This window comes from Comamonas sp. A7-5 (assembly GCF_039581385.1).
Taxonomy (GTDB): Bacteria; Pseudomonadota; Gammaproteobacteria; order Burkholderiales; family Burkholderiaceae_C; genus Comamonas; species Comamonas thiooxydans.
In genome coordinates this window covers 76,516-102,491 of sequence record NZ_JBCPWO010000011.1, presented here as the reverse complement: position 1 = coordinate 102,491, position 25,976 = coordinate 76,516, and the positions used below count along the sequence as shown (strand labels likewise).

Here is a 25,976-nt window from a genome sequence, read left to right as displayed (position 1 = left end):
CCGATGTTGAAGCCGCGCTTTTTTGCAGCTCGTGCACTCAGGAACGTCCTGCAGGCTGCGGATAGCTGACGTCCAGAATCTCCAGCATGCGCACACCGGCCGGCGTGGGCAAGGCCACCTCGTCGCCCACGCGCGCCTTGAGCAGTGCACGCGAAACCGGGGCAATCCAGCTGACCTGGTTCTGCGCGCTGTCCGCCTCGTCAATGCCCATGATGGTGATGGTGCGCTCCACGCCCTCGTCATCGACATAGCTGACCGTGGCGCCAAAGAAGACCTGGTCGCTGCCCGCATGCACGGCAGGGTCGACCACCTCGGCAATCTCCAGTCTCTTGGTGAGAAAGCGGATGCGGCGGTCGATCTCGCGCAGACGCTTTTTGCCGTAGAGATAGTCGCCGTTCTCGGAACGGTCGCCGTTGCTGGCCGCCCAGTGCACGATCTCCACGATCTTGGGGCGCTCGTTGTCGATCAGATCCAGCAGCTCATCCTTGATGCGCTGGTAGCCCTGGGGCGTGATGTAGTTCTTGCCGCCGGCGGGCAATGGCGGCAGAGCGCCGACGTCATCATCGTCGTCGCCGTCCGATTCTTTGGTGAAAGCCTTGCTCATGAGGCCGATCTTCACACAGATCCGTGCTTGCCTTGACCAGCCTCTGTCAAAGCCCGGAAACGAAAAAGCCTCAGAACCTTGCAGTTCTGAGGCTTGTCGTTTGGTGCGGCTGGCAGGAATCGAACCCACGACCCCTTGGTTCGTAGCCAAGTACTCTATCCAGCTGAGCTACAGCCGCTAAGCCTCGAATTATATACAGTTTTTGAAGCTAATCGGTGAAAACCCGGATTTTTCTTCAAAGACATCCAGCACCGGCAATCCTGCCGCAACAGCCAAGGCAGAAACGAAAAAGCCTCAGAACTTTTCAGTTCTGAGGCTTGTCGTTTGGTGCGGCTGGCAGGAATCGAACCCACGACCCCTTGGTTCGTAGCCAAGTACTCTATCCAGCTGAGCTACAGCCGCTAAGCCTCAAATTATATACAGATTTTGGAGCCTGCAGAAAAGGTCTCCAGGAATTTCAGATCCCGCGCGCTGCTTCAGGCTTGCGACCACATGAAAAGCCTGATTCCAAGCACATGCATATGCGCTAATCTTGAGCGTTGAAACCGGTCCGCCAGCAAGCTGCTGGCGGCCTCTGCGATGCCGCGTTCATGGACCCCAAAGAGCCAGGCCCCGCGCGTCAGGGCAGCCGGTCGCTCCAGGCCGCCGCACGCTGCGGCAGTGCATTCAGAACCATCAATGACGACAGACAGACAACAGGCCTCGCCTTCGATTCCTCCATCCGTGGCCATGTGGGAGCAGCTGTTTCGCCGCAGCGCCAGGCCCTCTCTGAGCCTTCAGGGTCAGATTCGCGAAATGCTGGTCGATGCCATCCTCACCGGCATTCTCGCGCCCGGCGACGCTATCCCCTCAAGCCGGGAACTGGCCAAGCTGCTGGGCGTGGGCCGCATCACCGTGGTCATGGCCTACCAGCAACTGACCGAAGAGGCCTTCTTGCTGAGCCGCGAGAGAAAAGGCCATTTCATACACCCCGATGTGCTGCAGGGCCGCACGGCCGAGCGCACGCCGGGCAGCGGCAGGAGCACGGACGCCGAGGCGCACACGGACTGGTCGCGCCGCCTGTGGCTGCGCCCCAGCCTGCAGCGCAGCATCGTGAAGGAAGACGACTGGCAGCGGTTCCCCTATCCGTTTCTCTACGGCCAGTTCGACAAGGAGCTGTTTCCCACGGCCGCCTGGCGCGAATGCTGCCTCAAGTCCCTGGGCGTGGTGGACATCCGCATGTGGGCGCCCGATCACATCACCCGCGACGACGACAGCCTCATCCAGCAGGTGCAGACCAAGATCCTGCCGCGCCGCGGCGTCTGGGCGTCACCCGACGAAATCATCATCACGGTCGGCGCCCAGCATGCGCTGTACATGGTGGCCGATTTGCTGATGCGCGAGGGCACCTCCATCGGCATCGAGAACCCCTGCTACCCCGATGCGCGCAATATCTTCAGCAGCCGCACCTCGCAGGTCATCCCCATTGGCGTGGATGGCGATGGACTGCCTATCGTCAATGCCATGCGCAAGCTCGAGTACCTCTACGTCACGCCCAGCCATCAGTGCCCCACGGGTGTCACCATGCCGCTGGAGCGGCGCGAAGCCTTGCTGGAGGCCGCACAAAAGCACGACCTCATCATCATCGAGGACGACTACGAAAGCGAAAGCAGCTTCGACGAACAACCCATCCCGGCACTCAAAAGCCTGGACCGCAACAACCGCGTGATCTATATCGGCAGCCTCTCCAAGAGCCTGGCACCCGGCCTTCGCGTGGGCTATATCGTGGCTCCGCCCGAGCTGATCAAGGAGCTGCGCGCCCTGCGCCGTCTGATGATCCGCCATCCTTCCACCTTCATCCAGCGCACATTGGCCATGTTCATCTCGCTGGGCCACTACGAGGCCCAGCTGCGCCGCCTCGGCCAGGCCCAGAAAGAGCGTCATGCCGAGCTGACGGCAGCCATGGCTCGCTACCTGCCCCAATGCCGCATCACGCCGGTACGCGGCGGCGGCTCATGCTGGGTGCAACTGCCCGACCATGTGCCCGCGCAGGCACTGGCACGCCAGGCCGCCGAGCATGGAGTGCTGATCGAGCCCGGCGATGTGTTCTTCACCTCCCCTCGCAACACGGGCAACTTCATACGCCTGGGCTATCAGTCCATTCCCGCAGGACAAATCGCCCACGGCATCAAGGCCCTGGCAGAAGCCATGCACTGCATGTAGAGGCGCAAAACAAAAAGCCCCGGACTCAGGGTCCGGGGCTTTTGTGGGTCTCATCAATTCTTGCGCAGCTTGGGCGGAGCCAGCTCGTCGAGCAGCCCCTCGGGACTGATTCCGCGCCGCAACGTCTGACGCACGCGATAGGCAATCAGCAAGATGCACAGACTGGCCACACCCAGGGCCAGCGGCGTGCGCTGTTCGGGAATGAAGCCCATGGCCACCACGATGGACAGCATGCCCGCAATCGCCAGCCAGGTCAGATAAGGAAAGCACCACATGCGCACCTTGAGCAGATGCGGAGCCTCGTTCTCCAATCGATAGCGCAGACGCAGCTGGGAAATCGCAATCAGGATGTAGACGAAGATGGCCACGGTGCCATAGGAGTTCACGAGAAAGGCGAACACCTTGTCGGGAGACAGATAGGACATGACGATGGCACCGTAGCCGAACAAGGTGGCTACCAGAATCGCGTACACGGGCACGCCGTTGCGGCTGACCTGGGCCAGCACCTTGGGCGCATCGCCGCGTCGCGTCAGCGCAAACAGCATGCGCGAAGAGGCATAAAGCCCGGAGTTGAGCGCCGACAGCACGGCGGTCAGCACCACGGCATTCATGATCTGGGCAGCGGCCGGCACGCCCATGGCATCGAGAGCGCTGACATAGGGCGTGGACATGCCGATGGAGTTCCATGGCACCAGGCAGGCCACCAGCAGCACCGATCCCACATAGAACACCAGCACGCGCAGGATGACCGAATTCGTGGCCTTGGCCACGGCCTTCTGGGGCTCAGCGGTTTCGGCGGCCGCAATCGTCACGATCTCCGCGCCGAAATAGAAGCCGGTCGCGGCCACGGCGCCCGTGAGCACCGGAACAATACCGTTGGGCATGAAACCGCCGTTCTGGCTCAGGTTGGCGACATGCATTCCGCTGCCGCCCGGTGTCAGGCCCAGCACATAGACGCCGGCGATGAACAGAAACACCACGATGGCCGCCACCTTCACGGACGCCAGCCAGAACTCGCACTCGCCAAAGGATTTGACCGAGACCAGATTGGTCAGCGTCATCATGATCAGCAGGACCAGGCTGATGCTCCAGGCCGGCACGTCGGGCAGCCAGTAGCGCACCAGCTCGGCCCCCGCCACCGCTTCGATCGCCACGACGATGACCCAGAAATACCAGTACATCCAGCCCGTGAGAAACCCCGCCAGCTGGCCCACGGCTGGCCGGTCGCGCCAGGCTTCGCGGGCGTACTCGTAAAACGAGCCACCTGTCATGGAGCAGGCCATCTCGCCCAGCATGCGCATGACCAGCACCACCAGCAGGCCGGTGATCAGAAAAGAGATGACGGCCGCCGGTCCGGCCGACTTGATGACCACGCCACTGCCTACGAAGAGCCCGGCACCGATGACGCCGCCCAGGGCAATCATGGTCATGTGCCGCTGCTTGAGACTGTGCGACAGCCCGTCCGGCGACGAATGCGGATTTCCAATCATTTTTGTCTCCTGTCTTGCCGGCCTGGAAATGCCGGTCGCCACGGCTTTATGTATCTGGTTGTGCCTTGCTGCTCATGCAGGCCGTTGCCGTGGTCGTTCAGTTATCTGCTTGAAAATTGTTGCGCGAAGCCATGCGTGCAGCACCCCTTGCCGCGAGACAAGGATGCGCGCACGCAAACCAGGCTCGTGTCAGGAAAGCGCTACGGGTGGACGATCCTTGCGGTAGGCGTTCTTGACGGCGATCTTGCCGTCGCGGAAGGTGAACACATCGACCATGCGAGCTTCCACACGCAGGCCGTCGGCCTTGGTGCCCTTGAAGGTGCTCTCCGAAACTCCGCGCGCTCCCTGGACAAAATGCTCTCCATCCACCCAGGCCGCATCGGGGAATGCCTGCCAGGCCAGCTGAAAGCCCTCACGCACGGCTTCACGACCCACAAAGCTGCGCCCCATCAGATCAGGGCCGGCAACGGCGTGAAACTCGCATTCGTCGGCCATGAAGTCCATCAATGCGTCAATGTCATGGCGATTCCACGCGTCGGAGAAACGCGCCAGAAACTGGACATCGGGTTGGGATTCTTGCTTGTTCATATGCTCTCCAGATTGCTGTCATGTCATGGGGATCGGCCATTGCAAAAGCGACCCCTTTCTATCGAAAAATGCCTGAAATTCCGATGACTCATGGTAGGTAGCACTGGCTCCATTTCGTAGGGCCAGTTGCCGGCTATCGTTAAGTCCAAGGCCTTTCCGCGCAGGGCACTGCTCCCCCGCGAGATGACGTCGGCGTGCACCGAAAAATGCCTTGAGAAAGTCCGTTTCTCCTCTGAGCGCGATGCTCTGCCGCAGCTCTTGCGGATGCAGACCGAAGCCCGCCGGCAAATGCCTCTTCTGCCGCTTCATTTAGGTGAAAACGATAGGAGAACACCAACACGCTCAATGCGGTCATCGCTGACACAGGCGCAGGGGAAGTTCACGGCCACGCCCGCTGTCTGCACAGGTGGCGGTGGACTCCAGTGCATCCCCTTGAGGTGACGGCTGACACAGCCTGTGTCATGCCGATCTGAAGCAGGCCGGCGCGCAGCCCCGCCCGGCGAGCGCGACTCGGTGGGTCGCCCGGTTTGCAGGAGTCTCGCTGCAGCCCGTCTGCGGCAATCCCGAGATTCGGATGGTCAGGCTTGCGCGCTGGCTCCATCAAAACCTGTGCCGTGGCCCTAACCAGCTGCACAAGGGGCTGGCTATGCTGCTCTGGACATCGCAAGCAGTGCATCTGCATTGACTTTGCGTCCATCAATTCCATAGCAATAGAGCGCCACTTCAAACGCAGCCACACCAGGAGACGACCGCCATGAAAGCCGAGGACATCCGCCCCAGCCATCTGAATCCATACGACCCGCAGTACGACCCCCTGGTGGCAAGAAACCCCGGACATGGTGCCGGCTACGCTCCGACCTACTGGGTAGGGACGGCAGGCCGGCCACCCGAGGACGATGGTCCGGTCTGCGGCGACATGGAAGCCGACGTGGTCATCGTGGGCTCGGGCTTCACGGGCCTGTCCACTGCGCTGTTTCTGGCCCGCGAACACGGCATTCGCGCCGTGGTTCTCGAGGCCAACCAGAGCGCCTGGGGCTGCACCAGCCGCAACGGCGGCCAGGGCCAGAATGCCAGCGGCCGCCTCTATCGCTCGCAGTGGATAGAGCGCTGGGGCAAGGACACAGCCCTGAAGCTGGATGCGGAGATCCGCGAAGGATTCGACACGTTCAAGAAACTGGTTGCGGAGTTTCCAGAATGCGAGCCGCAACCGGGAGGGCATTTGTATATTGCCCACCGCGACAGAAAAATGGATTTTCTGCGCAACGAGACCCGCGTCATGCGCGAAGTCTTCGGCTACGACGCCCGCATACTCAGCGTCGATGCTGTGCGCCGCGACTATGTCGATGACGCCGACTGCCGTGGCGCGATGCATGAGCCCGACGGCATTGGCGTGCATCCGCTCAAGCTGGCATTCGGCTATCTGCGCAAGGCCCGCGAGCTGGGAGTGAAGGTGCATCCCGCCAGCCCCGTGCTGGGCATGGAGACACGCAACGGCGTGCATTACCTCCAGACACCGGGCGGCACGGTCAAGGCACGCGCCGTCGGCTTTGCCACCGGTGGCTATACCAGCAACGGCCTTCACCGCAGTCTGCGCTCCAAGATCATGCCGATTCTCTCGAACTCGCTGGTCACCAGACCCTTGACGGAAGAAGAGCTGGCAGCCACCAATTTCAAGACCACGCAAGTCATCACCGACACGCGCACGCTGCGCTTTTACTACCGCAAGCTGCCCGACAACCGCGTGCAGATCGGCAGCCGCAGCGCCGTCACCGGCGCCGATGCGCCCAATCCGGTCCATATGGCCAAGTTGGTCGAGGGCCTGCACCACAAGTTCCCGGCCCTCAAGGGAATCCAGGTGGACTACTCCTGGTGGGGCTGGGTCGATGTAAGCCACGACATGATGCCGCGTATCACCCAGCCCGATCCAAGGGAAAGCGTCTTCTATGCGGTCGGCTATGGCGGCAACGGCGTGTCGTTCTCTGCGCATGCAGGCCGTCGCATGGCCCAGCGCATCGCAGGCCAGAACATCAAGGCCTTCGAGTTGCCAATCTACAACTCATCGCTCGAATATCCGAATGTGTTCAATATGGTGCGCTCGGAGGCATTTGCACCATTTCGCCGCATGGGCCAGCGCTTTCTCTACCACTGGTATCACATGAACGACGAGAAGAACTGACCCTGCCAGCCGCCGTTCGGGCTTCGCGCAACGAAGAGCACCTTCCGCCAGGAAGGTGCTTTTTTTCATGCTATCTACGGATGCGGTGCGGCGCACATCCCAGCGCCCCGGCCACAGGAAAAACCGCCTCTCTGGCACGCATATTGCGCAAGCATTCATGCCTCTCGGACAGCCCAATCCTCCCGTGTCTGTCTGCGATCAGTGAATACACCTAAGCCCATGCAGACGCCGCAAAAACGCCCTTCACCAGGACCGAGATATCCCGCGCAAGCCGCGCCATGCAAGGCTTTGCAATGCACGGTCGCGGTGCACGCCAACCCATGCTGCGCGCCCCATCCGGGGCCGTGCGCGCCTGGACCTAACGATTCACAGCAACTGGCCCTACTGGCTGCGCAAGGTTGCTCACTACGATCCGCTGAGAAAGCTCTTTGAGCCTCGCGATGCGGCTTTCTACCGGTTCAGCCAGAAGCGGGAATGGGAAAGCAAGTCAGCAAGAGTGAGCACAGCAAGGGTTCTCTGGTCTAAGTCTTCAACCGATATCGCTCTAACCATGGAGAAATTGGCAATGAAAATGCAAAAACGATGGATGCTGAAAGCGGGTGCCGCAACAGCAGCACTGGCCATGACCGGCTTCGCGCTGGCGCAGCAGAAAACCGTGACCTTCGCCAACCAGGACATGCTGGTGCCTCTGCGCCTGGTCATGGAGTCGGGCGAGGTGGAAAAGGAGACGGGCTACAAGATCAACTGGCGCATGTTCTCGGGCGGCGGCGACGTGATACGGGCGATGGCCTCGGGCGACGTGCAGATGGGAGAGGTGGGATCCAGCCCGCTGACCGCCGCAGCCAGCCAGGGGCAGGACATCAAGCTGCTCTGGATCTCTGCGGACATCGCCGGTGCCGAAGCCCTGGTGGCACGTGAAGGCGGCGGCATCAGCAATTTCAAGAGCATGGAGGGCAAGCGCATAGGCGTGCCATTCGTCTCCACCGCGCACTACCAGCTGGTCGCGGCTCTGGGCAAGGAAGGCGTCGACGCGCGCAAGGTCAACATCATGAACATGCGCCCGCCAGAAATTGCCGCGGCCTGGGAACGCGGCGATATCGATGCCACCTTTGTCTGGGATCCGGTGCTGGCCAAGGTCAAGCAAAAGGGCAAGGTGATTGCCACCTCCGGCTCCATTGCGCAGATGGGCTACCCCACCTTCGAGGGCATTGCCGTGAGCAGCAAGTTCGCCCAGGAAAATCCCCAGTTCATGGTGGCTTTCATCAAGGCCCTGAATCGGGCCAGCGCCCAGGTGCGCGACAACCTGGCCAAGTGGACTCCCGATTCGCCCGAGATCAAGGCCATTGCCAAATGGAGCAAGGCCGACCCCAAGGATGTACCCGCAGCCATGGCGCTTTACCGCTTCCCCAGCGCTGAAGAGCAGCTCGGCGTGCAGTGGCTGGAAGGCGGTGCGGCCAAGGCCATGACCAATACCGCAACGTTTCTGAAGTCGCAGGGGCGAATCCAGGAGGTCAGGCCCGACTACGCCGCGTACGTGACCAGCAGCTATGTCAAGCAGGCTCTCGGCCGCTGACTGCCCGCCCACGACGGTCAACCCCGTCGTGGCTCCCAGCTTTGTTTCACATAGGAGGGCAATGTCATGCCGACTCTGGATATACGCGACCTGACCGTCAATTACGAGGTCAAGGGCGGGCACTTGCAGGCCCTGGCGCCCGTCAACCTGACCATGAACGAAGGCGACTTCGTGGTCGCTCTGGGGGCATCGGGCTGCGGCAAGACAACACTGCTCAACTGCATGGCAGGCTTTCTGGCGCCTTCCAGCGGCCAGATCCTGCTGGACGGCAAACCCATTCAGGGCCCCGGAGCCAATCAGGGTGTGGTGTTTCAAAAGCATGCGCTGATGCCATGGCTCAATGTGATCGACAACGTCGCACTGGGATTGCGCATGCGCGGCATGGACCTGAAGACGCGCACGCAAATCGCCGAAGAGAAACTGGGCCTCGTGGGCTTGCAGAACTACGCCAGGCGTGCCGTCTATGAACTCTCGGGTGGCATGCAGCAACGTGTCGGCATTGCCCGTGCGCTGGCCAACGATCCAGCACTGCTGCTGATGGATGAACCCATGGGTGCGCTGGACGCCTTCACGCGCGAGCAGGTTCAGGAAATCCTGCTGCGCGTATGGCATGCCACCCACAAGATGGTGTTCTTCATCACTCATTCGGTAGAGGAAGCGCTGTTTCTGGCCAGCCGGCTGATCGTCATGAGCCCCAGCCCGGGCCGCATCTCCCATGTCTACGACGACATGCCGTTCTGCCATGAGTTTCTGCGCACCGGCGATGCGCGTGCCGTCAAGTCGCGCCCCGACTTCATCAGGATGCGCGAAGAAGTTCTGAGTCTGATCCACCACCGGGAGCCTGCCAATGTCTGAAGCAGTCCAAATCAACCATCTGCCCGCCACGACCGCGCGCGTGCAGCCCAAGGCCACTGCCCCGCAGGCGTCAGGACCGGTGAAGACCAGTCGCTTCAAGACCCCCGGCGAAGGCTCCAGCCTCGGCATCAGCATCGTCACCGTGGCCTTGCTGCTGGCACTGTGGTTCGCCGCCACCAATCTCGGCTGGATCAAGCCCTTGTTCCTGCCCAGCCCGCAAGCGGTGTTCCAGCAGTTCTATGAATACCTGACCGGGCAGGCCAACGACAAACCGCTGTGGCAGCATTTCTCGGCAAGTCTGCTGCGCGTGACCGTCGCGTTCTGGCTGGCCTTCATGATTGCCGTTCCGCTGGGCATTGCGATGGGAATGTCACGCATCGCACGCGGCATCTTCGACCCACCCATCGAGTTCTACCGCCCCCTGCCGCCACTGGCCTATCTGCCGCTGATCATCATCTGGTTCGGTATCGATGAAACGCCGAAGATCCTGCTGATCTTCCTGAGCTGCTTTGCACCCTTGGCCCTGGCGGCCCGCTCGGGCATGCGCAGCGCAGCACAGGAGCAGATCAATGCCGCCTATTCGATGGGAGCGAGCTACTTCCAGGTGATCCGCCATGTGATCTTGCCGGCGGCCCTGCCCGACATTCTGGTGGGCATGCGCATTGCCATCGGCTTTGGCTGGACGACTCTGGTTGCCGCCGAAATGGTGGCGGCGAACGTGGGTCTGGGTCAGATGGTGCTCAACGCCTCGAACTTCCTGCGCACCGACATCGTGATCATGGGCATCATCGTCATCGGCGTGATCGCCTATGTGTTCGACCTGTTCATGCGCTGGGTCGAAAAGCGTCTGGTGCCCTGGAAGGGACGCATGTAAGTGCTGCCGATTCCCCGGCGGGGGTGACTCCGGCAAACAGACAGCGGGCAGGCATTGCGCCTTCCCGCTTTTCTGTTTTCCGGCTTTTTCGGCTTTTTCGGCTTGCCGCCTGAGCTTAGCCCGGCCTTGCGTGATACCTCTCGCACGCTCCGTCCCGGTTATCGCCGGCACAGCATCTCGGCCACCGAAAACAGCAAGGCCTCGTCGATATCGTGCTGCAGATCGACGGCAAGCCTTTGGCGGTAGAAAACCCCCAGGTCCAGCCCGACTCCCAGGGCGCAGACCTTCACGCCGCCCAAGCGCTCCTGGGCGGCAAGAACCTGCCGCAGATGCTGATCCAGATAATGCTCGTCATTGGCCTGATGGGTCGCCGTGTCCATGGGACAGCCATCGGAGACCACGAGCAGGATGCGACGCTGCGCGGTCTTTGCGCGCAGCCTCTGGCACGCCCATTCCACGGCCTCGCCGTCGATGCCTTCACGAAAGATGTCGGGCTTGCGCAGCGCCGCAATGCCATGCCGGGCGTGGCGCCAGGGCTTGGCCCCGTCCTTGAAGACAATGTGCAGGCGCTCGTTGAGACGCCCCGGAAACTGGGGCTGGCCCGCGCGCTGCCAGCGGCGGCGCGTTCTGCCGCCATTCCAGGCCTGGGTGGAAAAACCCAGTATCTCCACGCCCGCACCAGCCATCTCCAGCGCCCGCCCCAGCACGTCGAGCAACAGTGACAGGGGCTTGGCAAAGGTTTTCATGGAACCCGAGCAGTCCATGAGAATGGTGACTGCGGTCTCGTTGACGGGACGCTGCATCTCGTCCTTGAAAATCGCGCGCTGCTGCGGGTCCGTCACCAGCTGGGACAGACGGCTGCCGTCCAGATGGCCTTCCTCCAGCCCGAAGCTCCAGCCATTGCGCTGCGTGCTGGCCAGGCGCTGTTGCAGATAGCGCGCCAGCCGCCCGGCCTGCAGCAACCCTGAGCGCGCGAGCTCCTCGTCCATCTGCTCCCGGAACTGGGCCAGCTGCAGCGCACGGATCAGCTCAGCGGCCTGCACTTCCCTATCGAACTCGCGCGTGAAGACCCGGTAGCTTTGCGCGGTTCCGGCCCAGGCCCGGCTGTCGCCGCTTTGCGCCACGGGCATGCCGTCCTGACTCTGGGACTCAAAGTGCAGAGGCAGGGCAAAACTGCTGCGCCGCCTGGGGCCGCCAGCACCGCGCGGCGCATCCTCCTGCGCCGCACGCACCGCCATGCCGACCCAGCGGCTGACGGCCAGGGCAGGCTCGACAAACTGCTGCTGGCGGTCTCTGAAGCGCCGCAGCCGATCCCAGTGCCGGCCCAGAGGGGAAGCCATGGACATCCGCGTGGACTCCACCAGATCGGCCATGCGCTCCGGTATCTCATGCCCGGTCAGCCGGCTCCAGGCCGTGACGGCCACCGCAAACAGCAAGATGCCCAGACTGCTTTCCGTGAGGCCGGAATCAACGAAGGCCTGGCACCAGTTCACAAAGCGCTGGCGCATGTTCTCGCGCGCTCCGGGCCAGGCCTCGGGCACCAGGCTCTCCACGCGCAACTGCTCCAGCAGCTCGAACACCATGCGCTCCACCGGGTCCTGAGGCAGATGCGCCTGAAACAGGACCTGGTCGCTCCACTGCAGACGCAGCCCCATGCTGTCGAGCAGGCCGCGCTGATCCGTCGGCTGCACCGGCACCTGGCTATGGTGGGCCGCCGCCTGGGGTATGGGCGTGGTGCCGCGATACAGCGTCTGGCCACTCCACTGCAGGTTGGCGTCGCCGGTGACCGCACGCAGCATGGCGCCGCCCCAGGCCTCCATGCGAGACAGCGAGGCAGGGTCGGAGGTCTCGGTGCTCATGCCAGCAACGCCAGTGCTGGTTCTGCGGGCTGCGCCAGCTCCTGGGCAAAGCAGCGCTGGAAATACTCGCGCACGATGTCACGCTCGGCAGGCTCGCATTTGTTGAGAAAAGACAGCTCGAAGGCCAGCTTCAGGTCATGGAAGATGGAAATGTTTTCAGCCCAGGTGATCACCGTACGTGGAGACATCAGCAAGGACAGATCCCCCACGGCAAAGCCCTTGCGGGTCAGCCCGGCCAGCGCCACCATGGCGTCCACCTTGCGGCGCCCGTCGGCTGTGGCCAGCTCCGGCACGCGCGCCAGCACGATGGCTGCTTCCTCGGCCGGGGGCAGATAGTTCAGGCTGGTGACCAGATTCCAGCGATCGAGCTGGGCATGGTTGAGCTGCTGCGTGCCGTGATAGAGCCCGTTGAGATTGCCCTGCCCCAGGGTGTTCATGGTGGCAAACAGCCGAAAACAGGGATGCGGCTGGATCACCCGCTTTTGATCGAGCAGCGTAAAGCTGCCCTCACGCTCCAGAACCCGCTGAATGACGAACATCACATCGGGGCGTCCGGCGTCGTACTCGTCAAACACCATGGCCACGGGCCGCTGCAGCGCCCAGGGCAGAATGCCTTCCTGGAACTGGGTCACCTGCTTGCCTTCCTGCAGCACGATGCTGTCCTTGCCCACCAGATCCAGGCGGCTGATATGACCGTCCAGATTCACTCGCACGCAGGGCCAGTTCAACCTGGCGGCCACCTGCTCTATATGCGTGGATTTTCCCGTGCCGTGCAGGCCCTGAATGACGACGCGCCGGTTGTGCGAGAAGCCAGCCAGAATGGCCTGCGTCACCTGCGGGTTCAGGCGGTAGGCCTTGTCAATCGCGGGAACATGTTCGCCCGGCTCGGCAAAAGCCGGCACGCTCATGTCCGTGTCGATGCCAAATACATCGCGCACGCTGACGGTACGGGTGGGCTGCAGCAGGCTCAAGTCAGTCATCATCGGCTTCCGGTGGAACGTCATCGTTAATGCGGGCGATCGCCGCGACGGCCGCCTGCAGCTTGGGAAGAAAGGACAAGGCCTTCTCCTTGGAAAAACGCATGATGGGCGCCTGCACCGCAAGCCCCATATTGGAGTTGCCATGGGGTGCGGGCACCAGCACGCCAAGGCACAGCAGCCCGGGCAGGAACTCCTCGTTGTCGAAGGCATAGCCCTGGGCGCGCACTTGATCGAGCTCCTGCTCCAGCGCCTCGAAGGTCGTCAGCGTGTTACCGGTGAACGCTTCCAGCGGCACATTAGCCAGCAGCCGGCGGCGCTGGGCGGGCGACATCTGACTCAGGAACAGCTTGCCCGTGGCCGAACAGTGCGCGGGCACGCGCGAGCCCGGATGCAGATAAAAGCGCAGCGGAGCCGGCGTCTCCACGCGGTCCAGATACAGAACCTCGCTGCCCGAGAAAGCCGTGATGTTGCAGCTCTCGCCGAGCTCGCGCACCAGCTGGGTCAGCACCGCATGCCGCGCGCCATGCGTGGTGTTGTTGAGCAACACGTTCTCCGCCAGCCGCATCAGCCGCTGGCCCGTGCCGTAGTGGCGGCCGTTGCCATCTCTTTGCAGGATTCCGGCGCTTTCCAGCTGCGCAAGCATGCGGTGCATGGTCGGCTTGGGCAAGCCTGTCTCTTCCACCATGGTTTGCAAGGTGAAGGGCTGGCTCTTCTGCGCCACGGCTTCCAGCAGCGCGAACAAACGCAGATTGGGCGTGTCTCCGTCCAGGCGAGCCGAGGGGATGTCTTCGCTGTGCTTCATATCGTTGTCGATCATATTAATTTCCATTTTTCGAGTCAATTTATTCCATAAAAAGAAATTTATTTGCACGAAAACCAAAAAATGCCATAGACTGACATCGTTATTTCTTTTTTCGGAACCATAGGTTTCAAATTTTCAAGGAGACAAAGATGGCTGCAACGGACAATCGTAAAGTGGTTGAAGGCGTTCACAAGATGACCCCTTCGGAAGCATTCGTGGAAACCTGCGTCGCCAATGGCGTCAGCGAGATGTTCGGCATCATGGGTTCCGCCTTCATGGATGCCATGGACATCTTCGCCCCCGCAGGCATTCGCCTGATCCCGGTGGTGCATGAGCAAGGTGCGGCCCATATGGCCGACGGCTATGCCCGCGTCTCGGGTCGCCACGGCGTGGTGATCGGCCAGAACGGCCCTGGCATCAGCAACTGCGTGACCGGGATTGCCGCAGCCTACTGGGCGCACAGCCCTGTGGTGATCGTGACCCCCGAGACCGGCACCATGGGCATGGGCCTGGGCGGCTTCCAGGAAGCCAATCAGCTGCCCATGTTCCAGGAGTTCACCAAATACCAGGGCCATGTCTGCAACCCCAAGCGCATGGCCGAGTTCACGGGCCGCGTCTTCGACCGCGCCATGTCCGAGATGGGCCCGACCCAGCTCAATATTCCACGTGACTACTTCTACGGCGAGATCGAGTGCGAGATCCCCAAGCCCATGCGCGTGGACCGCGGCCATGGCGGCGAAGCCAGCCTGCAGGCCGCCGTGGAGCTGCTCAAGACCGCCAAGTTCCCGGTGATCCTGGCCGGCGGTGGCGTGGTCATGGGCGATGCCGTGGACGAAGCGAAGCAACTGGCCGAGCGCCTGGGCGCACCCGTGGCCACAGGCTATCTGCGCAACGACGCCTTCCCTGCCAAGCACCCGCTGTGGGCCGGCCCTCTGGGCTACCAGGGCTCCAAGGCCGCCATGAAGCTGATCGCCCAGGCCGACGTGGTGATTGCGCTGGGCTCGCGCATGGGTCCCTTCGGCACCCTGCCCCAGCATGGCATGGACTACTGGCCCAAGACCGCCAAGATCATCCAGATCGAGGCCGATCACACCAATCTGGGCCTGGTCAAGAAGATCGCCGTGGGCATCAACGGCGATGCCAAGGCCGTGGCGGCCGAGCTGAGCAGGCGCCTGGCCGATGTGACGCTGGGCTGTGACGCCACCAAGGCAGCACGCGCCGACACCATCGCCACGGAAAAAGCCGCCTGGGAGAAGGAGCTCGACGGCTGGACCCACGAGCGCGACCCCTACAGCCTGGACATGATCGAAGAGGCCAAGGGCGAACGCACGCCGACCGGCGGCAGCTATCTGCATCCCCGCCAGGTGCTGCGAGAACTCGAAAAAGCCATGCCGGCGCGCGTCATGGTGTCCACCGACATCGGCAATATCAATTCGGTGGCCAACAGCTATCTGCGCTTCGACGAGCCGCGCAGCTTCTTCGCTCCCATGAGCTTCGGCAACTGCGGCTATGCCCTGCCCACCATCATCGGCGCCAAGTGCGCAGCACCCGATCGTCCGGCCATTGCCTATGCAGGTGACGGCGCCTGGGGCATGAGCATGATGGAAATCATGACCGCCGTGCGCCACGACATCCCCGTGACCGCCGTGGTGTTCCACAACCGTCAGTGGGGCGCGGAAAAGAAAAACCAGGTGGATTTCTACAACCGCCGCTTCGTGGCCGGCGAGCTGGAAAGCGAAAGCTTCTCCGACATCGCCAAGGCCATGGGTGCCGAAGGCATCGTGGTGGACCATATCGAGGACGTGGGCCCGGCACTGCAAAAGGCTATCGACATGCAGATGAAGGAAGGCAAGACCTGCGTGATCGAGATCATGTGCACCCGCGAGCTCGGCGACCCCTTCCGCCGCGACGCCTTGTCCAAGCCCGTGCGCATGCTGGACAAGTACAAGGACTTTGTCTGACGCCGTCTGACACCCTCTGAGGCGCTGCGCGCCTTCCCCCTCTCTACCCGCTGCGCGGGGGAGGGGGACGACACCCTCGGTGCGGGGCGGCGCGGCCGGCATAGGCCCTTCCTCGGTGTCCCTTGGTCGGGCCGCGCCGAGTTCATGCGCCTGGGTAAAGCGCAAGGCCCTCGAAAACCGACTCCCAGACCCCCTGCGTTGCTCGCGCCGGGCCTTGCACTTCCCCGCAGGAGCTTTTCATGACTCCCCCACTCTCCCTTGCCGTGGCCGCCGACGATGCGCCCGCCACGCCTCGTCCCCATCTCCAGCAATTGATCGACCAGGCCCGGGCCCACGGCCCGATTCCCGTGGCCGTGGCCTACCCCTGCGATGCCAGCTCTTTGCAGGCAGCCATGCAAGCGGCGGAAGCCGGCCTGATCAAGCCTCTGCTGATAGGCCCGCGCCAGCGCATCGAGGCTGCGGCTCGCTCTGCCGCTCTGGATCTGTCGGCCGCCGAGATCCACTCCACGGCGGATGATCCCCGCATCGCTGCGGCCCAGGCCGCAGCCCTGTGCCGCGATGGCCAGGCCCGGGCACTGATGAAGGGCAGCCTGCACAGCGACGATCTGCTGGGCGCGGCCGTGGCGCGCGAAGCCGGTCTGCGCGGCAGCCGCCGGGCCAGCCATGTATTCATCATGGACATCCCCGGCTATGACCGCCCGCTGCTGATGACCGACTGCGTGGTCAACATCTTCCCCAGCCTGATGGAAAAGCGCGACATCGCCCAGAACGCGGTCGATCTGGCGCAGGCCATCGGCATAGTCCAGCCGCGCGTGGCCCTGCTGTCGGCGGTGGAAACCGTCAACCCGGCCATTCCCGGCACCATCGATGCGGCAGCCCTGTGCAAGATGGCCGACCGCGGCCAGATCACGGGCGGCATCTTTGACGGACCGCTGGCCTACGACAACGCCATCTCCCTGCACTCGGCGCACAACAAGGGCATCGTCTCCGATGTCGCAGGCCGTCCCGATGTACTGCTGGCACCCAACCTCGAAGCTGGAAACATGATCTACAAGCAGCTGGTCTACATGGCCAACGCCGAATGCGCCGGCCTGGTGCTGGGCATGCGCGTACCCATCGTGCTGACCAGCCGCTCCGACTCGGTGGCCAGCCGCATCGCCTCCTGCGCCCTGGCCGTGCTGGCCAGCGCAGGGATGCAGGCATAGAGCAAGACCTGATCAAGGCCCGACCGGACACTGCGGTGGCCGGGCCTTTCTGCCAAACGCCTATCTCCCGCAGACGCCAGAAACGAAAAAGCCTCAGAGTATTTCTACTCTGAGGCTTAACGTTTGGTGCGGCTGGCAGGAATCGAACCCACGACCCCTTGGTTCGTAGCCAAGTACTCTATCCAGCTGAGCTACAGCCGCATTGGCGGAGAGGGTGGGATTCGAACCCACGGTACGTTTGCACGTACGCCTGATTTCGAGTCAGGTACATTCGACCACTCTGCCACCTCTCCTGTGTCGAAGCGTCTATTGTAGCCTAAAAAATCAGGCCTTCAGCAAAGTTTTGCCACCCATGTACGAAACCAGTGCTTCGGGCACGGTGATCGAGCCGTCGGCGTTCTGATAGTTCTCCAGCACGGCGACCAGCGTACGGCCCACGGCCAGGCCGGAACCGTTGAGCGTGTGCACCAGTTCGTTCTTGCCCTGCGCATTCTTGAAGCGGGCCTGCATGCGGCGCGCCTGGAAGGCTTCGCAGTTGGAGACCGAGCTGATTTCGCGGTAGGTGCCCTGTGCCGGCACCCAGACTTCCAGGTCGTAGGTCTTGGCAGCGCCAAAGCCCATGTCGCCCGTGCACAGGCTCATCACGCGGTATGGCAGGCCCAGCTTCTGCAGCACGGCTTCGGCATGGCCGGTCATCTCTTCCAGCGCTTCATAGCTTTTTTCGGGATGCACGATCTGCACCATCTCGACCTTGTCGAACTGGTGCTGACGGATCAGACCGCGCGTGTCGCGGCCGCCCGAGCCGGCTTCGGAACGGAAGCAGGGGCTGTGTGCGGTCAGCTTGATGGGCAGGCGGTCTTCGGCCAGCACCTCGTCGCGCACCAGATTCGTCAGCGGCACTTCGGCCGTGGGAATCAGGTACAGAGCCGCGGTATCGGGCAGGGGCTCGGCATCCTGGCCACCCTTCTGGGCCGCAAACAGGTCGCCTTCGAACTTGGGCAGCTGGCCCGTACCCTTGAGCGAATCGCTGTTGACGATGTAAGGCACATAGCATTCGGTGTAGCCATGCTGCTCGGTCTGCAGATCCAGCATGAACTGGGCCAGCGCACGGTGCAGGCGCGCGATCTGGCCCTGCATCACGGTAAAGCGGGCACCGGAGAGCTTGACGCCGGCTTCGAAGTCCAGGCCGATGGGCGCGCCCAGATCGACGTGATCCTTGATCTCGAAGTCGAAATTCCTCGGCGTGCCGAAGCGGCGCACTTCCACATTGCCTTCTTCGTCGGCGCCCACGGGCACGGACTCATGAGGCAGATTGGGCACGGCCGCCAGCATGGCCTGCAGCTCGGTCTGGATCTGGTCCAGGCGCGTGGCCGATTGTTCCAGCTCGGTCTTCATGGCGGCCACTTCGGCCTTGGCGGCTTCGGCGGCGTCCTTTTCGCCCTTACCCATCAACATGCCGATCTGCTTGGACAGCTGGTTGCGCTTGGACTGCAGCTCCTCCGTGCGCGTCTGGATGGACTTGCGTTCGGATTCCAGCGCCTTGAAGGCTTCCACGTTGAGGAAGGCTTGGGGGTTCTTGCGGGTTTGCAGTCGGGCGACGACTGAATCCAGGTCTTTGCGGAGAAGTTGAATGTCGAGCATAGGTGGGGATTTTAGAGCGACTGGCCGCACCCGGCCGATACACGGGGGAAGGCAGCAGTCAGCTATCAAAAGCAAAGCGCCTTGCGCAGGCTATTCATAGAATTTCAGCATAAAATCATCTGAAATTACCAAATACCATGCGCAAAGCGCTATGAAGTTGCAAGCAGTCAGCTTGCCATGACTCAATGTCCGGTCTCGGGCGCCTTGCGCACTTCGATCTCCAGGCCCGTGGCCGCGTCGATCTTCAGACCCTTGGGCAGCGGGAACTTGATGGTTTCCTCGATACCGTCCATCTTGCGCACGGCGACTGCGCCCAGTTGCCGGATGCGTGCGATGACCTCGTCGACCAGCACTTCGGGCGCCGAGGCACCGGCCGTCAGCCCCACGCGGGCCGCATCGGCAAACCACTCCTGCTTGAGTTCGAGCGCGTTGTCCACCATATAGGCGGGCGTGCCCAAGCGATCGGCCAGCTCGCGCAGGCGATTGCTGTTGGAGCTGGTCGGGCTGCCGACGACGATGACCAGATCCACCTGGGGTGCCAGCACCTTCACGGCGTCCTGGCGGTTCTGCGTGGCATAGCAGATGTCCTGCTGCTTGGGCTCGCGCACCAGCGGAAAGCGTGCCTTGATGGCGGCCTTGATGCCCGCAGCATCATCGACCGACAGCGTGGTCTGCGTCACCACGGCCAGCTTTTCGGTCTGGCGCGGCGCCACCTTGGCCACATCGGCCTCGTCCTCGACCAGATGAATGCCTTCGGAGAGCTGGCCCATGGTGCCTTCGACCTCGGGATGGCCCTTGTGGCCGATCATGAGGAATTCGTAGCCTTCCTTGGCCAGCTTGGCGACTTCCACATGCACCTTGGTGACCAGCGGGCAGGTCGCATCGAAGATGGCAAAGCCACGGCGCTCGGCCTCCTGCTGCACGGCCTTGGAGACGCCGTGGGCCGAAAAGATCAGCGTGGCGCCGGGCGGCACTTCGTCCAGCTCCTCGATGAAGATGGCGCCCTTGGCCTTGAGGTCGTTGACCACAAAGGTGTTGTGCACGATCTCGTGGCGCACGTAGATGGGCGCACCGAACTTGGCCAGCGCCCGCTCCACGATCTCGATGGCGCGATCCACCCCGGCGCAAAAGCCGCGCGGCTCGGCCAGCAGGACTTCCTTGGCACCCACCATTTCAATACCCCCTGGCGCTACGCACCACTCGCACGGCATGACACTGGCGCGCTTGAAGCGCGGGACGGCGGCACGGGCCGACCGCAGCAAGGGCCGCCCCGCAGCAAAGGCCGTCGTCCCCCTTGAAGGGGGAAGCTGCGCAGCAGCTCAGGGGGTGTGTCATTTCAAAGTACCCCGATCAGCTTCACTTCAAACGTCACGGGCTGGCCGGCCAGCGGGTGGTTGAAGTCGAACAGCACGGCACCGTCCTCGCGCACCTGCACCACGGCGCCGGCGTAGCTGCCGCTGCCATCGGGCGTGGGGAACTGCACCACATCGCCTGCGGTGTATTGCTCATGCGGGTCGCCGAGCTCGTTCATGAGCTTGCGGGCCACCCACTGCATCATGTCGGGGTTGCGCTCGCCAAAAGCCTCGCCTGCGGGCAGCTCGAAAGTCGTGTGCGTGCCCTCGGGCAGGCCGATCAGCTTGTCTTCCATGGCCGGCGACAGCTCGCCCGCACCCAGCGACAGCGTCGCCGGCTTTTCGTTGAAGGTATTGATCACATCGCCCGCAGGGCCCGCCAGGCGGTAATGCAGCGTGAGAAAAGAGCCTGCCTGCACGACGGGCAGATCCGAAGGGGTTGCGCTTGTGGTCATGAAAGTCCCGATAAACTGGGCTGCATTGTAAGAGCGAGCCTATAACCTCTTCGCGGCTGCGTTGAGATGGCCGACCCGCCCCTTCCCCCGCCTTGTGCAAGCGAGCACTGACGCCCATGCCCATCAAAGACCTGCCCCTGGATGCCCAGCCGCGCGAAAAGCTCGCGCAGCGGGGTGCGGCTGCGCTCTCGGATGCCGAGCTGCTGGCCGTCATTTTGCGCACCGGCATAGCCGGCAAGACAGTGCTGCAGATGGCGCAGGAGCTGCTGGAGCTGCCCGGTGATGGCCTGGGAGCAGGCGGTCTGGCCGGGCTGCTGGCCGCCGACTACAAGGCGTTGACAGCCGTCAAAGGCCTGGGCCCTGCCAAGCGCGCCGAGCTGATGGCCGTGCTGGAGCTGGCCCGCCGTGCCACGGCGCAGCAGCTGCGCGAGCGGGAAGTCTTTTCCTCCCCCGAGGCCGTCAAGCACTATCTGCAGCTGCATCTGGCGGCCAGGCCGCACGAGGTGTTTGCCGTGCTGTTTCTGGACAGCCAGAACCGCTTGCTGGCTCTTGAAGAAATGTTTCGCGGTACCTTGACGCAAACCTCCGTCTACCCTCGTGAAGTCGTGCTGCGCGCCCTGCACCATCAGGCCGGCGCGGTGATCCTCGCGCACAACCACCCCAGCGGCAACGTGCAGCCCAGCAGTGCCGATAGCGCGCTGACCGCCACTCTCAAGGCCGCTCTGGCTTTGATCGATGTACGCGTGCTCGACCACATCATCGTCGGGCCGGGCGCCGCCTGCTCCATGGCCGAGGAGGGTCTGCTATGAGCCACGCACACCGCTCGCTGCAGGATCTGGCCGGCATCTCCCGCCATCTCAAGCAGATGCGCGAACAGGCCGAAGCCCTGGCCCTTGCGCAGGCCGAAGCGCGTGCAGCGCGTGAGCGTGAACGCAATCTGTTTGCGCTCAGCGTCGGCAAGGTCACGCCACTGCGCTCGCGCAACGAAGTCAGCTTTCTCGAGCCAGCGCCCTCCCCGCTGCCGCTGCAGATGGTGCTGGACGAACAGAATGTGCTGCGCGAAGCCATGAGCGACGAGTTCGATGTCAGCACCCTGCTGGACGTGGACGATCAGCTGAGCTTTCGCCGCCCCGGCATCGGTCTCGACGTGACTCGCAAGCTGCGTGGCGGCCACTGGAGCATTCAGCGCCAGCTGGACCTGCACGGCCTGCGCTCGGACGAAGCCCGCGAAGCGCTTGGCCAGTTCATCCGGCTGTCGCACCGCACGGGCGTGCGCTGCGTGCGCATCGTGCACGGCAAGGGCCTGGGCTCGCCGGGCCGCACCCCCGTGCTCAAGGGCAAGGTGCAGCGCTGGCTGGTGCAGAAAAAAGAGGTACTGGCCTTTGTCCAGGCCCGCCCTGCCGAAGGTGGCGCGGGCGCGCTGGTGGTGCTGCTGCAGCCGGGCAAGCGCAAGCTGTTCTGAGCCCCATCGCGTCCGACCTGACAGCTGCTCGTGCCTATCTCCATTGGGCTTGAGCCCAAAAGGCTTATCTTCCCTGCGGCACGGTATTGAGCGGCAAGGGCAGCGGCCGCATATCACGACCGTAAATGCGGCGTATGCGCTCGGGCACCGTGGGGTGGGATTCCAGCCAGTCTTCGAGGCGGCTGGCATGGGGTGTCTCGGCCAGCAGCATGTGCTGCACGATGCGCTTGTCCAGCCCCTGGTGGCTGCGCGTGTCCTGCTGCCAGCTGCCGTACTGCTGCTCGGCCAGTTCACGCTGCGTGAGCACCTTGCGCAGCACGCCGCCCAGCCCATCCTTGCTGCGTGTCCACTGCACGGCGCGGGCATCTGCCAGGTATTCGCGCTGACGAGACACTGCGGCCTTGAGCAACTGGCCGCCCAGCCAGCCGACAAAGCCCGCCGCCTGGATGAAGAAGCCGAACCATTGCGTAAGAATGCTGTCGCGCTCGCGCAGGCTCTGGCCGAAGTTGTGAATCAGCTCCAGCCCGTAGACCATGCCGGCCAGCTGCATGTTCAGCCGCGTGTCGCCCTCGCGCAGATGGGACAGCTCATGCGCCACCAGGCCCTGCATTTCCTCACGGCTGAGTTGGTCCAGCGCCCCCTGGGTCACGGCGATGACGGCGTCCTGCGCATCCCAGCCCGCCGCAAAGGCATTGATGGCCTCGGTCCGCGCCAGCACTGCGACCTGGGGCGCAGGCCAGTGCGCCGCAATGCACATTTCATCGACGATATTGCACAGTTGCTGCTCGGCCAGCGAGCTGCCGGGCCTGGCCTCGCGCGCGCCCACGCGCTGAGCCAGCTTGCGCCCGCCATGGCGCAGCTGGTCCAGCTCTATCCAGCAGCCGCCCAGCACCAGCAGCAAGGTCACGCCGATATTCACAGCCGCAAAGCCTGTGGGATAGTTCCAGCCGCCGAATGCCAGAGTGCCCAGCCACCAGGCCAGCATCAGGCCCAGGTGCACCGATGCCACCACGGCCAGCACGCACAGGCCGAACACCAGCAGCAACCAGCGCGTGCTGCGCCTGGCCTGGCGCTGTCGCTCCCAGAAACGCATGCGCTCAGAACCTGACCTGAGGAACGGCGCGCTCCTGCTCGCTCTGGGTCGAAGCCAGCATGTCCATATGCACAAAACCCACCAGCCGCGCCACGATCAGATCCGGGAACTGTCCGGCCTGGTTGTTGAATTCCAGCACCTCGTCGTTATAGGACTGACGCGCAAAACCGATGCGGTTCTCGGTACTGGTGATCTCTTCGCTGAGCTGCTTCATGCGGGCATCGGCCTTGAGCGTGGGATAGGCCTCGGCCAACGCCATCAGACGGCCCACCTGACCGCCCAGCACCTGCTCCGCAGCCATCAGAGCCCCCATGGCCTGCGTCTTGCCCGGCGACTGACGGGCCTTGTCGGCAGCGCTGACGGCCTCGCCTCGTGCGCGAATCACGGCCTCCAGCGTCTGGGCTTCGTGCTGCATATAGCCGCGTGCAACCTCCACAAGATTGGGAATCAGGTCATGACGGCGCTTGAGTTGCACGTCGATCTGCGCAAACGCGTTCTCCACCTGGTTCTTGTGCGTGCGCAAGCGGTTGTAGAGGGCAATTGCCCAGATCACGATCACCACAACCACTGCCAGCGCGATATATGCCGTCATACCCTCTCCCTGAAAATTTTCTCGCATCATAGCCAGTCCCAGAAAAAAGCCGCCGTGGCCTTTGGAGCCACGGCGGCAGTCATTGCGGCAACGCTGCCTACTTGGACAGATCGAGCTGGTATTTGCTCATGCCCTTGCCCGAGCCGTCATCGGCCGCCAGCACAGACACTCCCGTCAGGCCTGCCGCCTGGGCCACGCTCAAGGCATTGGTGCCGGAGCTGAACACCACCGGGCCGGTCGTCGTCACCTTGGCAAAGCGCCAGCTCTTGGCTGCGCCATTGGCCGCTCTGGTGATCTGCGGATTCTTGCGCACATACTCGATCACCACATCACGGTTCGCATCGGGCGATGCCCAGATGGCCGACGAGCCGTCGAGCTTGGGGATAAAGCTGGCACCGCTGGTGGCCCGGTAGTTGTTGGTGGCGATCACGAACTCCTGCGCCGTATCCATGGGCTTGCCCAGATAGCTCAGGTTCTTGATGCGGCTGCCCAGCGGCTGGGTCACATCGATCTCATACTGCACATCGGCGGTAGTGAACATATCGAAGTTGTAGCCCGGGAAGCTGCTGATCAAGGGCTGCTCTGCCGTCTTGTTCACATCGATCTGGTTGAAGCGCTTGGCTGCAGCTTCCAGCCAGCTCTTGATGTCGGCGCCGTTGACCTTCACTGCATACACGGTGTTGGGGTAGAGATACAGGTCGGCCGCGTTGTAGATGGCGAGCGAGCCGGCAGCCACATCGGTGAAGTCCTTGCCGCCCTGGAAGCCGGATTTGAACGGCGCGCTCACCGACAGCACTGGCAGGCTCGCGTACTGGGGCAGATTGGCCCTGATATAGCTGGCCACATAGGCCTGCTGGGCCTGGTTGACGATCTGGATGGCACCGGGGTCGCCCACATCGGCAAACAGCGTGCTCATGCGGAAGTCCGTGCTGCCTATGGGCGTCTTCACGTAGCTGATGGCTGCCTGATGCTGTGCCTCGATCAGCGGCGCGACGGCCGGGTCGGCATCCACAAACACCGTGGCACCCGCGGCATCCTTGTTCTGGATGTTGCGCAGCTCGCTCTTGCTGCCGGTCTTGGCCACGCTCCACTTCTTGCCGTCCCATTGCAGCGGCAACTGGATCACGCCCAGAGCCTTGCCCCAGGAGCTGGCCATGACCGCAGGCACGCCGTTGATGGTGCCAGCCTGGTTGTCCACACCGCTCTGGCTGTAGGCCGGCTTGGCCGACAGGTCGGGGAACACGCTGTGCTGATGGCCCATGACCATGGCGTCGATGCCCGCCACCTTGGACAGATACAGGCCGGGGTTCTCCATGGTGGCCGAATAGGCCGAGCCGTCCAGACCGCCATGCAGCAGCGCCACCACCACATCGGCACCCTTGGCGCGCAGCTCTGGCACGTATTTGCCGGCTGCCTCCACCGCGCCCTCGGTGTAGACCTTGCCTTCGAGATAGCGCTTGTCCCAGTTCATGATGCCCGGCGTGGTGAAGCCGATCACGCCGATCTTGATGGGCAGCTTGACTTCCTTGCCATCGCTGCCCTTGGCCACCATGGTGCGCTCCAGCACGGCATAGGGCTGAACCAGCGGCTTCCTGGTCTTGCTGCTATAGACATTGGCCAGTACGGCTGGATAGCCGTTGCCCGCACATTTCTGGCTGGCATCCACGCCATCCACATCCAGACCGCCGCCCAGCACCTGGTTGAGAAAGGGCAGGCCGTAGTTGAATTCGTGATTGCCCAGCGTGCCCGCGTCAAAGCTCAACGCGCCCATGGCCTTGTACATGGACAGCTGCTGCGTGCAGGGTATGGGCTTTACCTCGGCCTCGTAGTCGGCCAGGGCCGTGCCCTGGATGGTGTCGCCGTTGTCCACCAGCAGCGTGTTGGCAAATTCCTTGCGAGCCGCACGGATCAGCGTGGCCGTGCGCTCGAAGCCATAGGTCTTGTCCTCGGCCAGCTTGAAATAGTCATAGCTGCGCACATTGAAGTGCAGGTCCGTGGTCTCCAGAACGGCCAGCGTCGCCGTGGCAGGCTGCGCGGTCACAGGCGTTGTGCTGCTGTCGTCGCTGCCGCCGCAGGCGGCCAGCAATGCGGCACAGCCCACGGCCGTCAGCACATGGCGGCGTTGCTGCAATGCCGAGAAGAAACCGCCCGAGCGCAGCTTTGCGCCAGGCAAATCGAAATCCTGCATGGTTGACCCTGCTTGTTGAAAAAC

Annotated in this window: 21 protein-coding genes and 4 tRNA genes; 9 read left to right on the top strand and 16 right to left on the bottom strand. The window is 63.1% G+C overall.

The window, feature by feature from the left end; translation table 11 throughout:
- Nucleotides 1-37: 37 nt before the first annotated feature.
- The 3 genes from greB to AAIL67_RS18075 all read right to left on the bottom strand — a co-directional run bounded on the left by greB (nucleotide 38) and on the right by AAIL67_RS18075 (nucleotide 1,006).
- Nucleotides 38-604, bottom strand: a complete 567-nt coding sequence (gene greB / locus AAIL67_RS18085) for a transcription elongation factor GreB (RefSeq protein WP_063665024.1) — start codon at nucleotides 602-604, stop codon at nucleotides 38-40.
- Nucleotides 605-705: 101 nt separating this feature from the next.
- Nucleotides 706-782, bottom strand: a tRNA-Arg gene (locus AAIL67_RS18080).
- A 147-nt stretch (nucleotides 783-929) separates the two neighbouring features.
- Nucleotides 930-1,006 (bottom strand) — tRNA-Arg (locus AAIL67_RS18075).
- Between the two features lie 276 nt (nucleotides 1,007-1,282).
- Between AAIL67_RS18075 and AAIL67_RS18070 the strand changes: the two genes are divergently transcribed.
- Complete coding sequence (locus tag AAIL67_RS18070) at nucleotides 1,283-2,806, top strand: PLP-dependent aminotransferase family protein (RefSeq protein ID WP_034377768.1); 1,524 nt, start codon at nucleotides 1,283-1,285, stop codon at nucleotides 2,804-2,806.
- 53 nt (nucleotides 2,807-2,859) lie between these two features.
- Here AAIL67_RS18070 and AAIL67_RS18065 read toward each other — a convergent pair whose 3' ends face one another.
- On the bottom strand, nucleotides 2,860-4,296 hold the full coding sequence (locus tag AAIL67_RS18065) for an amino acid permease (RefSeq protein WP_202788485.1): 1,437 nt from the start codon (nucleotides 4,294-4,296) through the stop codon (nucleotides 2,860-2,862).
- A 189-nt stretch (nucleotides 4,297-4,485) separates the two neighbouring features.
- Entirely contained in the window at nucleotides 4,486-4,884 is a 399-nt protein-coding gene (locus tag AAIL67_RS18060) for a nuclear transport factor 2 family protein (RefSeq protein WP_087080851.1), read from the bottom strand.
- Between the two features lie 754 nt (nucleotides 4,885-5,638).
- Between AAIL67_RS18060 and AAIL67_RS18055 the strand changes: the two genes are divergently transcribed.
- The 4 genes from AAIL67_RS18055 to AAIL67_RS18040 all read left to right on the top strand — a co-directional run bounded on the left by AAIL67_RS18055 (nucleotide 5,639) and on the right by AAIL67_RS18040 (nucleotide 10,362).
- Nucleotides 5,639-7,060 (top strand): FAD-binding oxidoreductase, encoded by a 1,422-nt coding sequence (locus tag AAIL67_RS18055; protein WP_034392176.1) that lies wholly within the window; start codon nucleotides 5,639-5,641, stop codon nucleotides 7,058-7,060.
- A 565-nt stretch (nucleotides 7,061-7,625) separates the two neighbouring features.
- The gene (gene tauA / locus AAIL67_RS18050; RefSeq protein WP_343484511.1) at nucleotides 7,626-8,633 is read left to right on the top strand and encodes a taurine ABC transporter substrate-binding protein; all 1,008 of its coding nucleotides are present in this window, start codon (nucleotides 7,626-7,628) and stop codon (nucleotides 8,631-8,633) included.
- A gap of 66 nt (nucleotides 8,634-8,699) precedes the next feature.
- Nucleotides 8,700-9,488, top strand: coding sequence for an ATP-binding cassette domain-containing protein (locus AAIL67_RS18045; protein ID WP_224648731.1), 789 nt, complete (start codon nucleotides 8,700-8,702; stop codon nucleotides 9,486-9,488).
- Nucleotides 9,481-10,362, top strand: a complete 882-nt coding sequence (locus tag AAIL67_RS18040; protein ID WP_039049714.1) for an ABC transporter permease subunit — start codon at nucleotides 9,481-9,483, stop codon at nucleotides 10,360-10,362. The genes AAIL67_RS18045 and AAIL67_RS18040 overlap by 8 nt, the downstream gene beginning before the upstream one ends.
- 158 nt (nucleotides 10,363-10,520) lie before the next feature.
- Here the strand turns inward: AAIL67_RS18040 and AAIL67_RS18035 are convergent, their stop codons facing one another.
- From AAIL67_RS18035 to AAIL67_RS18025, 3 genes are read right to left on the bottom strand one after another with little or no spacing between them, the layout of a single operon-like run.
- Nucleotides 10,521-12,221, bottom strand: coding sequence for a cobalt chelatase (locus tag AAIL67_RS18035; protein ID WP_343484510.1), 1,701 nt, complete (start codon nucleotides 12,219-12,221; stop codon nucleotides 10,521-10,523).
- A complete protein-coding gene (locus tag AAIL67_RS18030) occupies nucleotides 12,218-13,201 on the bottom strand; it encodes an AAA family ATPase (protein WP_343484509.1) in 984 nt (327 codons plus the stop codon). The genes AAIL67_RS18035 and AAIL67_RS18030 overlap by 4 nt, the downstream gene beginning before the upstream one ends.
- Nucleotides 13,194-14,018, bottom strand: a complete 825-nt coding sequence (locus AAIL67_RS18025; RefSeq protein WP_034377779.1) for an IclR family transcriptional regulator — start codon at nucleotides 14,016-14,018, stop codon at nucleotides 13,194-13,196. The genes AAIL67_RS18030 and AAIL67_RS18025 overlap by 8 nt, the downstream gene beginning before the upstream one ends.
- A gap of 134 nt (nucleotides 14,019-14,152) precedes the next feature.
- On the opposite strand from AAIL67_RS18025, the gene xsc reads away from it, so the two are divergent.
- Nucleotides 14,153-15,964 carry a sulfoacetaldehyde acetyltransferase gene (xsc, locus tag AAIL67_RS18020; protein ID WP_343484508.1) on the top strand — a complete coding sequence of 604 codons (1,812 nt, stop codon included), beginning with the start codon at nucleotides 14,153-14,155 and terminating at the stop codon, nucleotides 15,962-15,964.
- A 239-nt stretch (nucleotides 15,965-16,203) separates the two neighbouring features.
- Nucleotides 16,204-17,169 (top strand): bifunctional enoyl-CoA hydratase/phosphate acetyltransferase, encoded by a 966-nt coding sequence (locus AAIL67_RS18015; protein WP_343484507.1) that lies wholly within the window; start codon nucleotides 16,204-16,206, stop codon nucleotides 17,167-17,169.
- A 124-nt stretch (nucleotides 17,170-17,293) separates the two neighbouring features.
- Here AAIL67_RS18015 and AAIL67_RS18010 read toward each other — a convergent pair.
- From AAIL67_RS18010 to AAIL67_RS17990, 5 genes are all read right to left on the bottom strand, one after another.
- Nucleotides 17,294-17,370, bottom strand: a tRNA-Arg gene (locus AAIL67_RS18010).
- 2 nt (nucleotides 17,371-17,372) lie between these two features.
- Nucleotides 17,373-17,462, bottom strand: a tRNA-Ser gene (locus AAIL67_RS18005).
- A gap of 31 nt (nucleotides 17,463-17,493) precedes the next feature.
- The gene (gene serS, locus AAIL67_RS18000) at nucleotides 17,494-18,810 is read right to left on the bottom strand and encodes a serine--tRNA ligase (RefSeq protein WP_054075539.1); all 1,317 of its coding nucleotides are present in this window, start codon (nucleotides 18,808-18,810) and stop codon (nucleotides 17,494-17,496) included.
- A gap of 182 nt (nucleotides 18,811-18,992) precedes the next feature.
- Nucleotides 18,993-19,982 carry a 4-hydroxy-3-methylbut-2-enyl diphosphate reductase gene (gene ispH, locus AAIL67_RS17995; RefSeq protein ID WP_343484506.1) on the bottom strand — a complete coding sequence of 330 codons (990 nt, stop codon included), beginning with the start codon at nucleotides 19,980-19,982 and terminating at the stop codon, nucleotides 18,993-18,995.
- Nucleotides 19,983-20,146: 164 nt separating this feature from the next.
- Nucleotides 20,147-20,617, bottom strand: a complete 471-nt coding sequence (locus tag AAIL67_RS17990) for an FKBP-type peptidyl-prolyl cis-trans isomerase (RefSeq protein WP_224648744.1) — start codon at nucleotides 20,615-20,617, stop codon at nucleotides 20,147-20,149.
- Between the two features lie 116 nt (nucleotides 20,618-20,733).
- Between AAIL67_RS17990 and radC the strand changes: the two genes are divergently transcribed.
- Entirely contained in the window at nucleotides 20,734-21,426 is a 693-nt protein-coding gene (gene radC, locus AAIL67_RS17985) for a DNA repair protein RadC (RefSeq protein WP_343484505.1), read from the top strand.
- The gene (locus tag AAIL67_RS17980; RefSeq protein WP_034355642.1) at nucleotides 21,423-22,079 is read left to right on the top strand and encodes a Smr/MutS family protein; all 657 of its coding nucleotides are present in this window, start codon (nucleotides 21,423-21,425) and stop codon (nucleotides 22,077-22,079) included. The genes radC and AAIL67_RS17980 overlap by 4 nt, the downstream gene beginning before the upstream one ends.
- A gap of 64 nt (nucleotides 22,080-22,143) precedes the next feature.
- Here AAIL67_RS17980 and AAIL67_RS17975 read toward each other — a convergent pair whose 3' ends face one another.
- From AAIL67_RS17975 to AAIL67_RS17965, 3 genes are all read right to left on the bottom strand, one after another.
- Nucleotides 22,144-23,172 (bottom strand): M48 family metalloprotease, encoded by a 1,029-nt coding sequence (locus AAIL67_RS17975; RefSeq protein ID WP_343484504.1) that lies wholly within the window; start codon nucleotides 23,170-23,172, stop codon nucleotides 22,144-22,146.
- 4 nt (nucleotides 23,173-23,176) lie between these two features.
- Entirely contained in the window at nucleotides 23,177-23,764 is a 588-nt protein-coding gene (locus AAIL67_RS17970) for a LemA family protein (RefSeq protein ID WP_034405072.1), read from the bottom strand.
- Between the two features lie 97 nt (nucleotides 23,765-23,861).
- Nucleotides 23,862-25,952, bottom strand: a complete 2,091-nt coding sequence (locus AAIL67_RS17965; RefSeq protein ID WP_343484503.1) for a bifunctional 2',3'-cyclic-nucleotide 2'-phosphodiesterase/3'-nucleotidase — start codon at nucleotides 25,950-25,952, stop codon at nucleotides 23,862-23,864.
- Nucleotides 25,953-25,976 lie beyond the last annotated feature (24 nt).

Excerpts from the sequence above, each read along its gene's own strand:
- greB (WP_063665024.1), bottom strand. The coding sequence starts at position 604 with ATGAGCAAGGCTTTCACCAAAGAATCGGACGGCGACGACGATGATGAC.
- AAIL67_RS18070 (WP_034377768.1), top strand. The coding sequence starts at position 1,283 with ATGACGACAGACAGACAACAGGCCTCGCCTTCGATTCCTCCATCCGTG.
- AAIL67_RS18065 (WP_202788485.1), bottom strand. The coding sequence starts at position 4,296 with ATGATTGGAAATCCGCATTCGTCGCCGGACGGGCTGTCGCACAGTCTC.
- AAIL67_RS18060 (WP_087080851.1), bottom strand. The coding sequence starts at position 4,884 with ATGAACAAGCAAGAATCCCAACCCGATGTCCAGTTTCTGGCGCGTTTC.
- AAIL67_RS18055 (WP_034392176.1), top strand. The coding sequence starts at position 5,639 with ATGAAAGCCGAGGACATCCGCCCCAGCCATCTGAATCCATACGACCCG.
- tauA (WP_343484511.1), top strand. The coding sequence starts at position 7,626 with ATGAAAATGCAAAAACGATGGATGCTGAAAGCGGGTGCCGCAACAGCA.
- AAIL67_RS18045 (WP_224648731.1), top strand. The coding sequence starts at position 8,700 with ATGCCGACTCTGGATATACGCGACCTGACCGTCAATTACGAGGTCAAG.
- AAIL67_RS18040 (WP_039049714.1), top strand. The coding sequence starts at position 9,481 with ATGTCTGAAGCAGTCCAAATCAACCATCTGCCCGCCACGACCGCGCGC.
- AAIL67_RS18035 (WP_343484510.1), bottom strand. The coding sequence starts at position 12,221 with ATGAGCACCGAGACCTCCGACCCTGCCTCGCTGTCTCGCATGGAGGCC.
- AAIL67_RS18030 (WP_343484509.1), bottom strand. The coding sequence starts at position 13,201 with ATGACTGACTTGAGCCTGCTGCAGCCCACCCGTACCGTCAGCGTGCGC.
- AAIL67_RS18025 (WP_034377779.1), bottom strand. The coding sequence starts at position 14,018 with ATGATCGACAACGATATGAAGCACAGCGAAGACATCCCCTCGGCTCGC.
- xsc (WP_343484508.1), top strand. The coding sequence starts at position 14,153 with ATGGCTGCAACGGACAATCGTAAAGTGGTTGAAGGCGTTCACAAGATG.
- AAIL67_RS18015 (WP_343484507.1), top strand. The coding sequence starts at position 16,204 with ATGACTCCCCCACTCTCCCTTGCCGTGGCCGCCGACGATGCGCCCGCC.
- serS (WP_054075539.1), bottom strand. The coding sequence starts at position 18,810 with ATGCTCGACATTCAACTTCTCCGCAAAGACCTGGATTCAGTCGTCGCC.
- ispH (WP_343484506.1), bottom strand. The coding sequence starts at position 19,982 with ATGGTGGGTGCCAAGGAAGTCCTGCTGGCCGAGCCGCGCGGCTTTTGC.
- AAIL67_RS17990 (WP_224648744.1), bottom strand. The coding sequence starts at position 20,617 with ATGACCACAAGCGCAACCCCTTCGGATCTGCCCGTCGTGCAGGCAGGC.
- radC (WP_343484505.1), top strand. The coding sequence starts at position 20,734 with ATGCCCATCAAAGACCTGCCCCTGGATGCCCAGCCGCGCGAAAAGCTC.
- AAIL67_RS17980 (WP_034355642.1), top strand. The coding sequence starts at position 21,423 with ATGAGCCACGCACACCGCTCGCTGCAGGATCTGGCCGGCATCTCCCGC.
- AAIL67_RS17975 (WP_343484504.1), bottom strand. The coding sequence starts at position 23,172 with ATGCGTTTCTGGGAGCGACAGCGCCAGGCCAGGCGCAGCACGCGCTGG.
- AAIL67_RS17970 (WP_034405072.1), bottom strand. The coding sequence starts at position 23,764 with ATGACGGCATATATCGCGCTGGCAGTGGTTGTGGTGATCGTGATCTGG.
- AAIL67_RS17965 (WP_343484503.1), bottom strand. The coding sequence starts at position 25,952 with ATGCAGGATTTCGATTTGCCTGGCGCAAAGCTGCGCTCGGGCGGTTTC.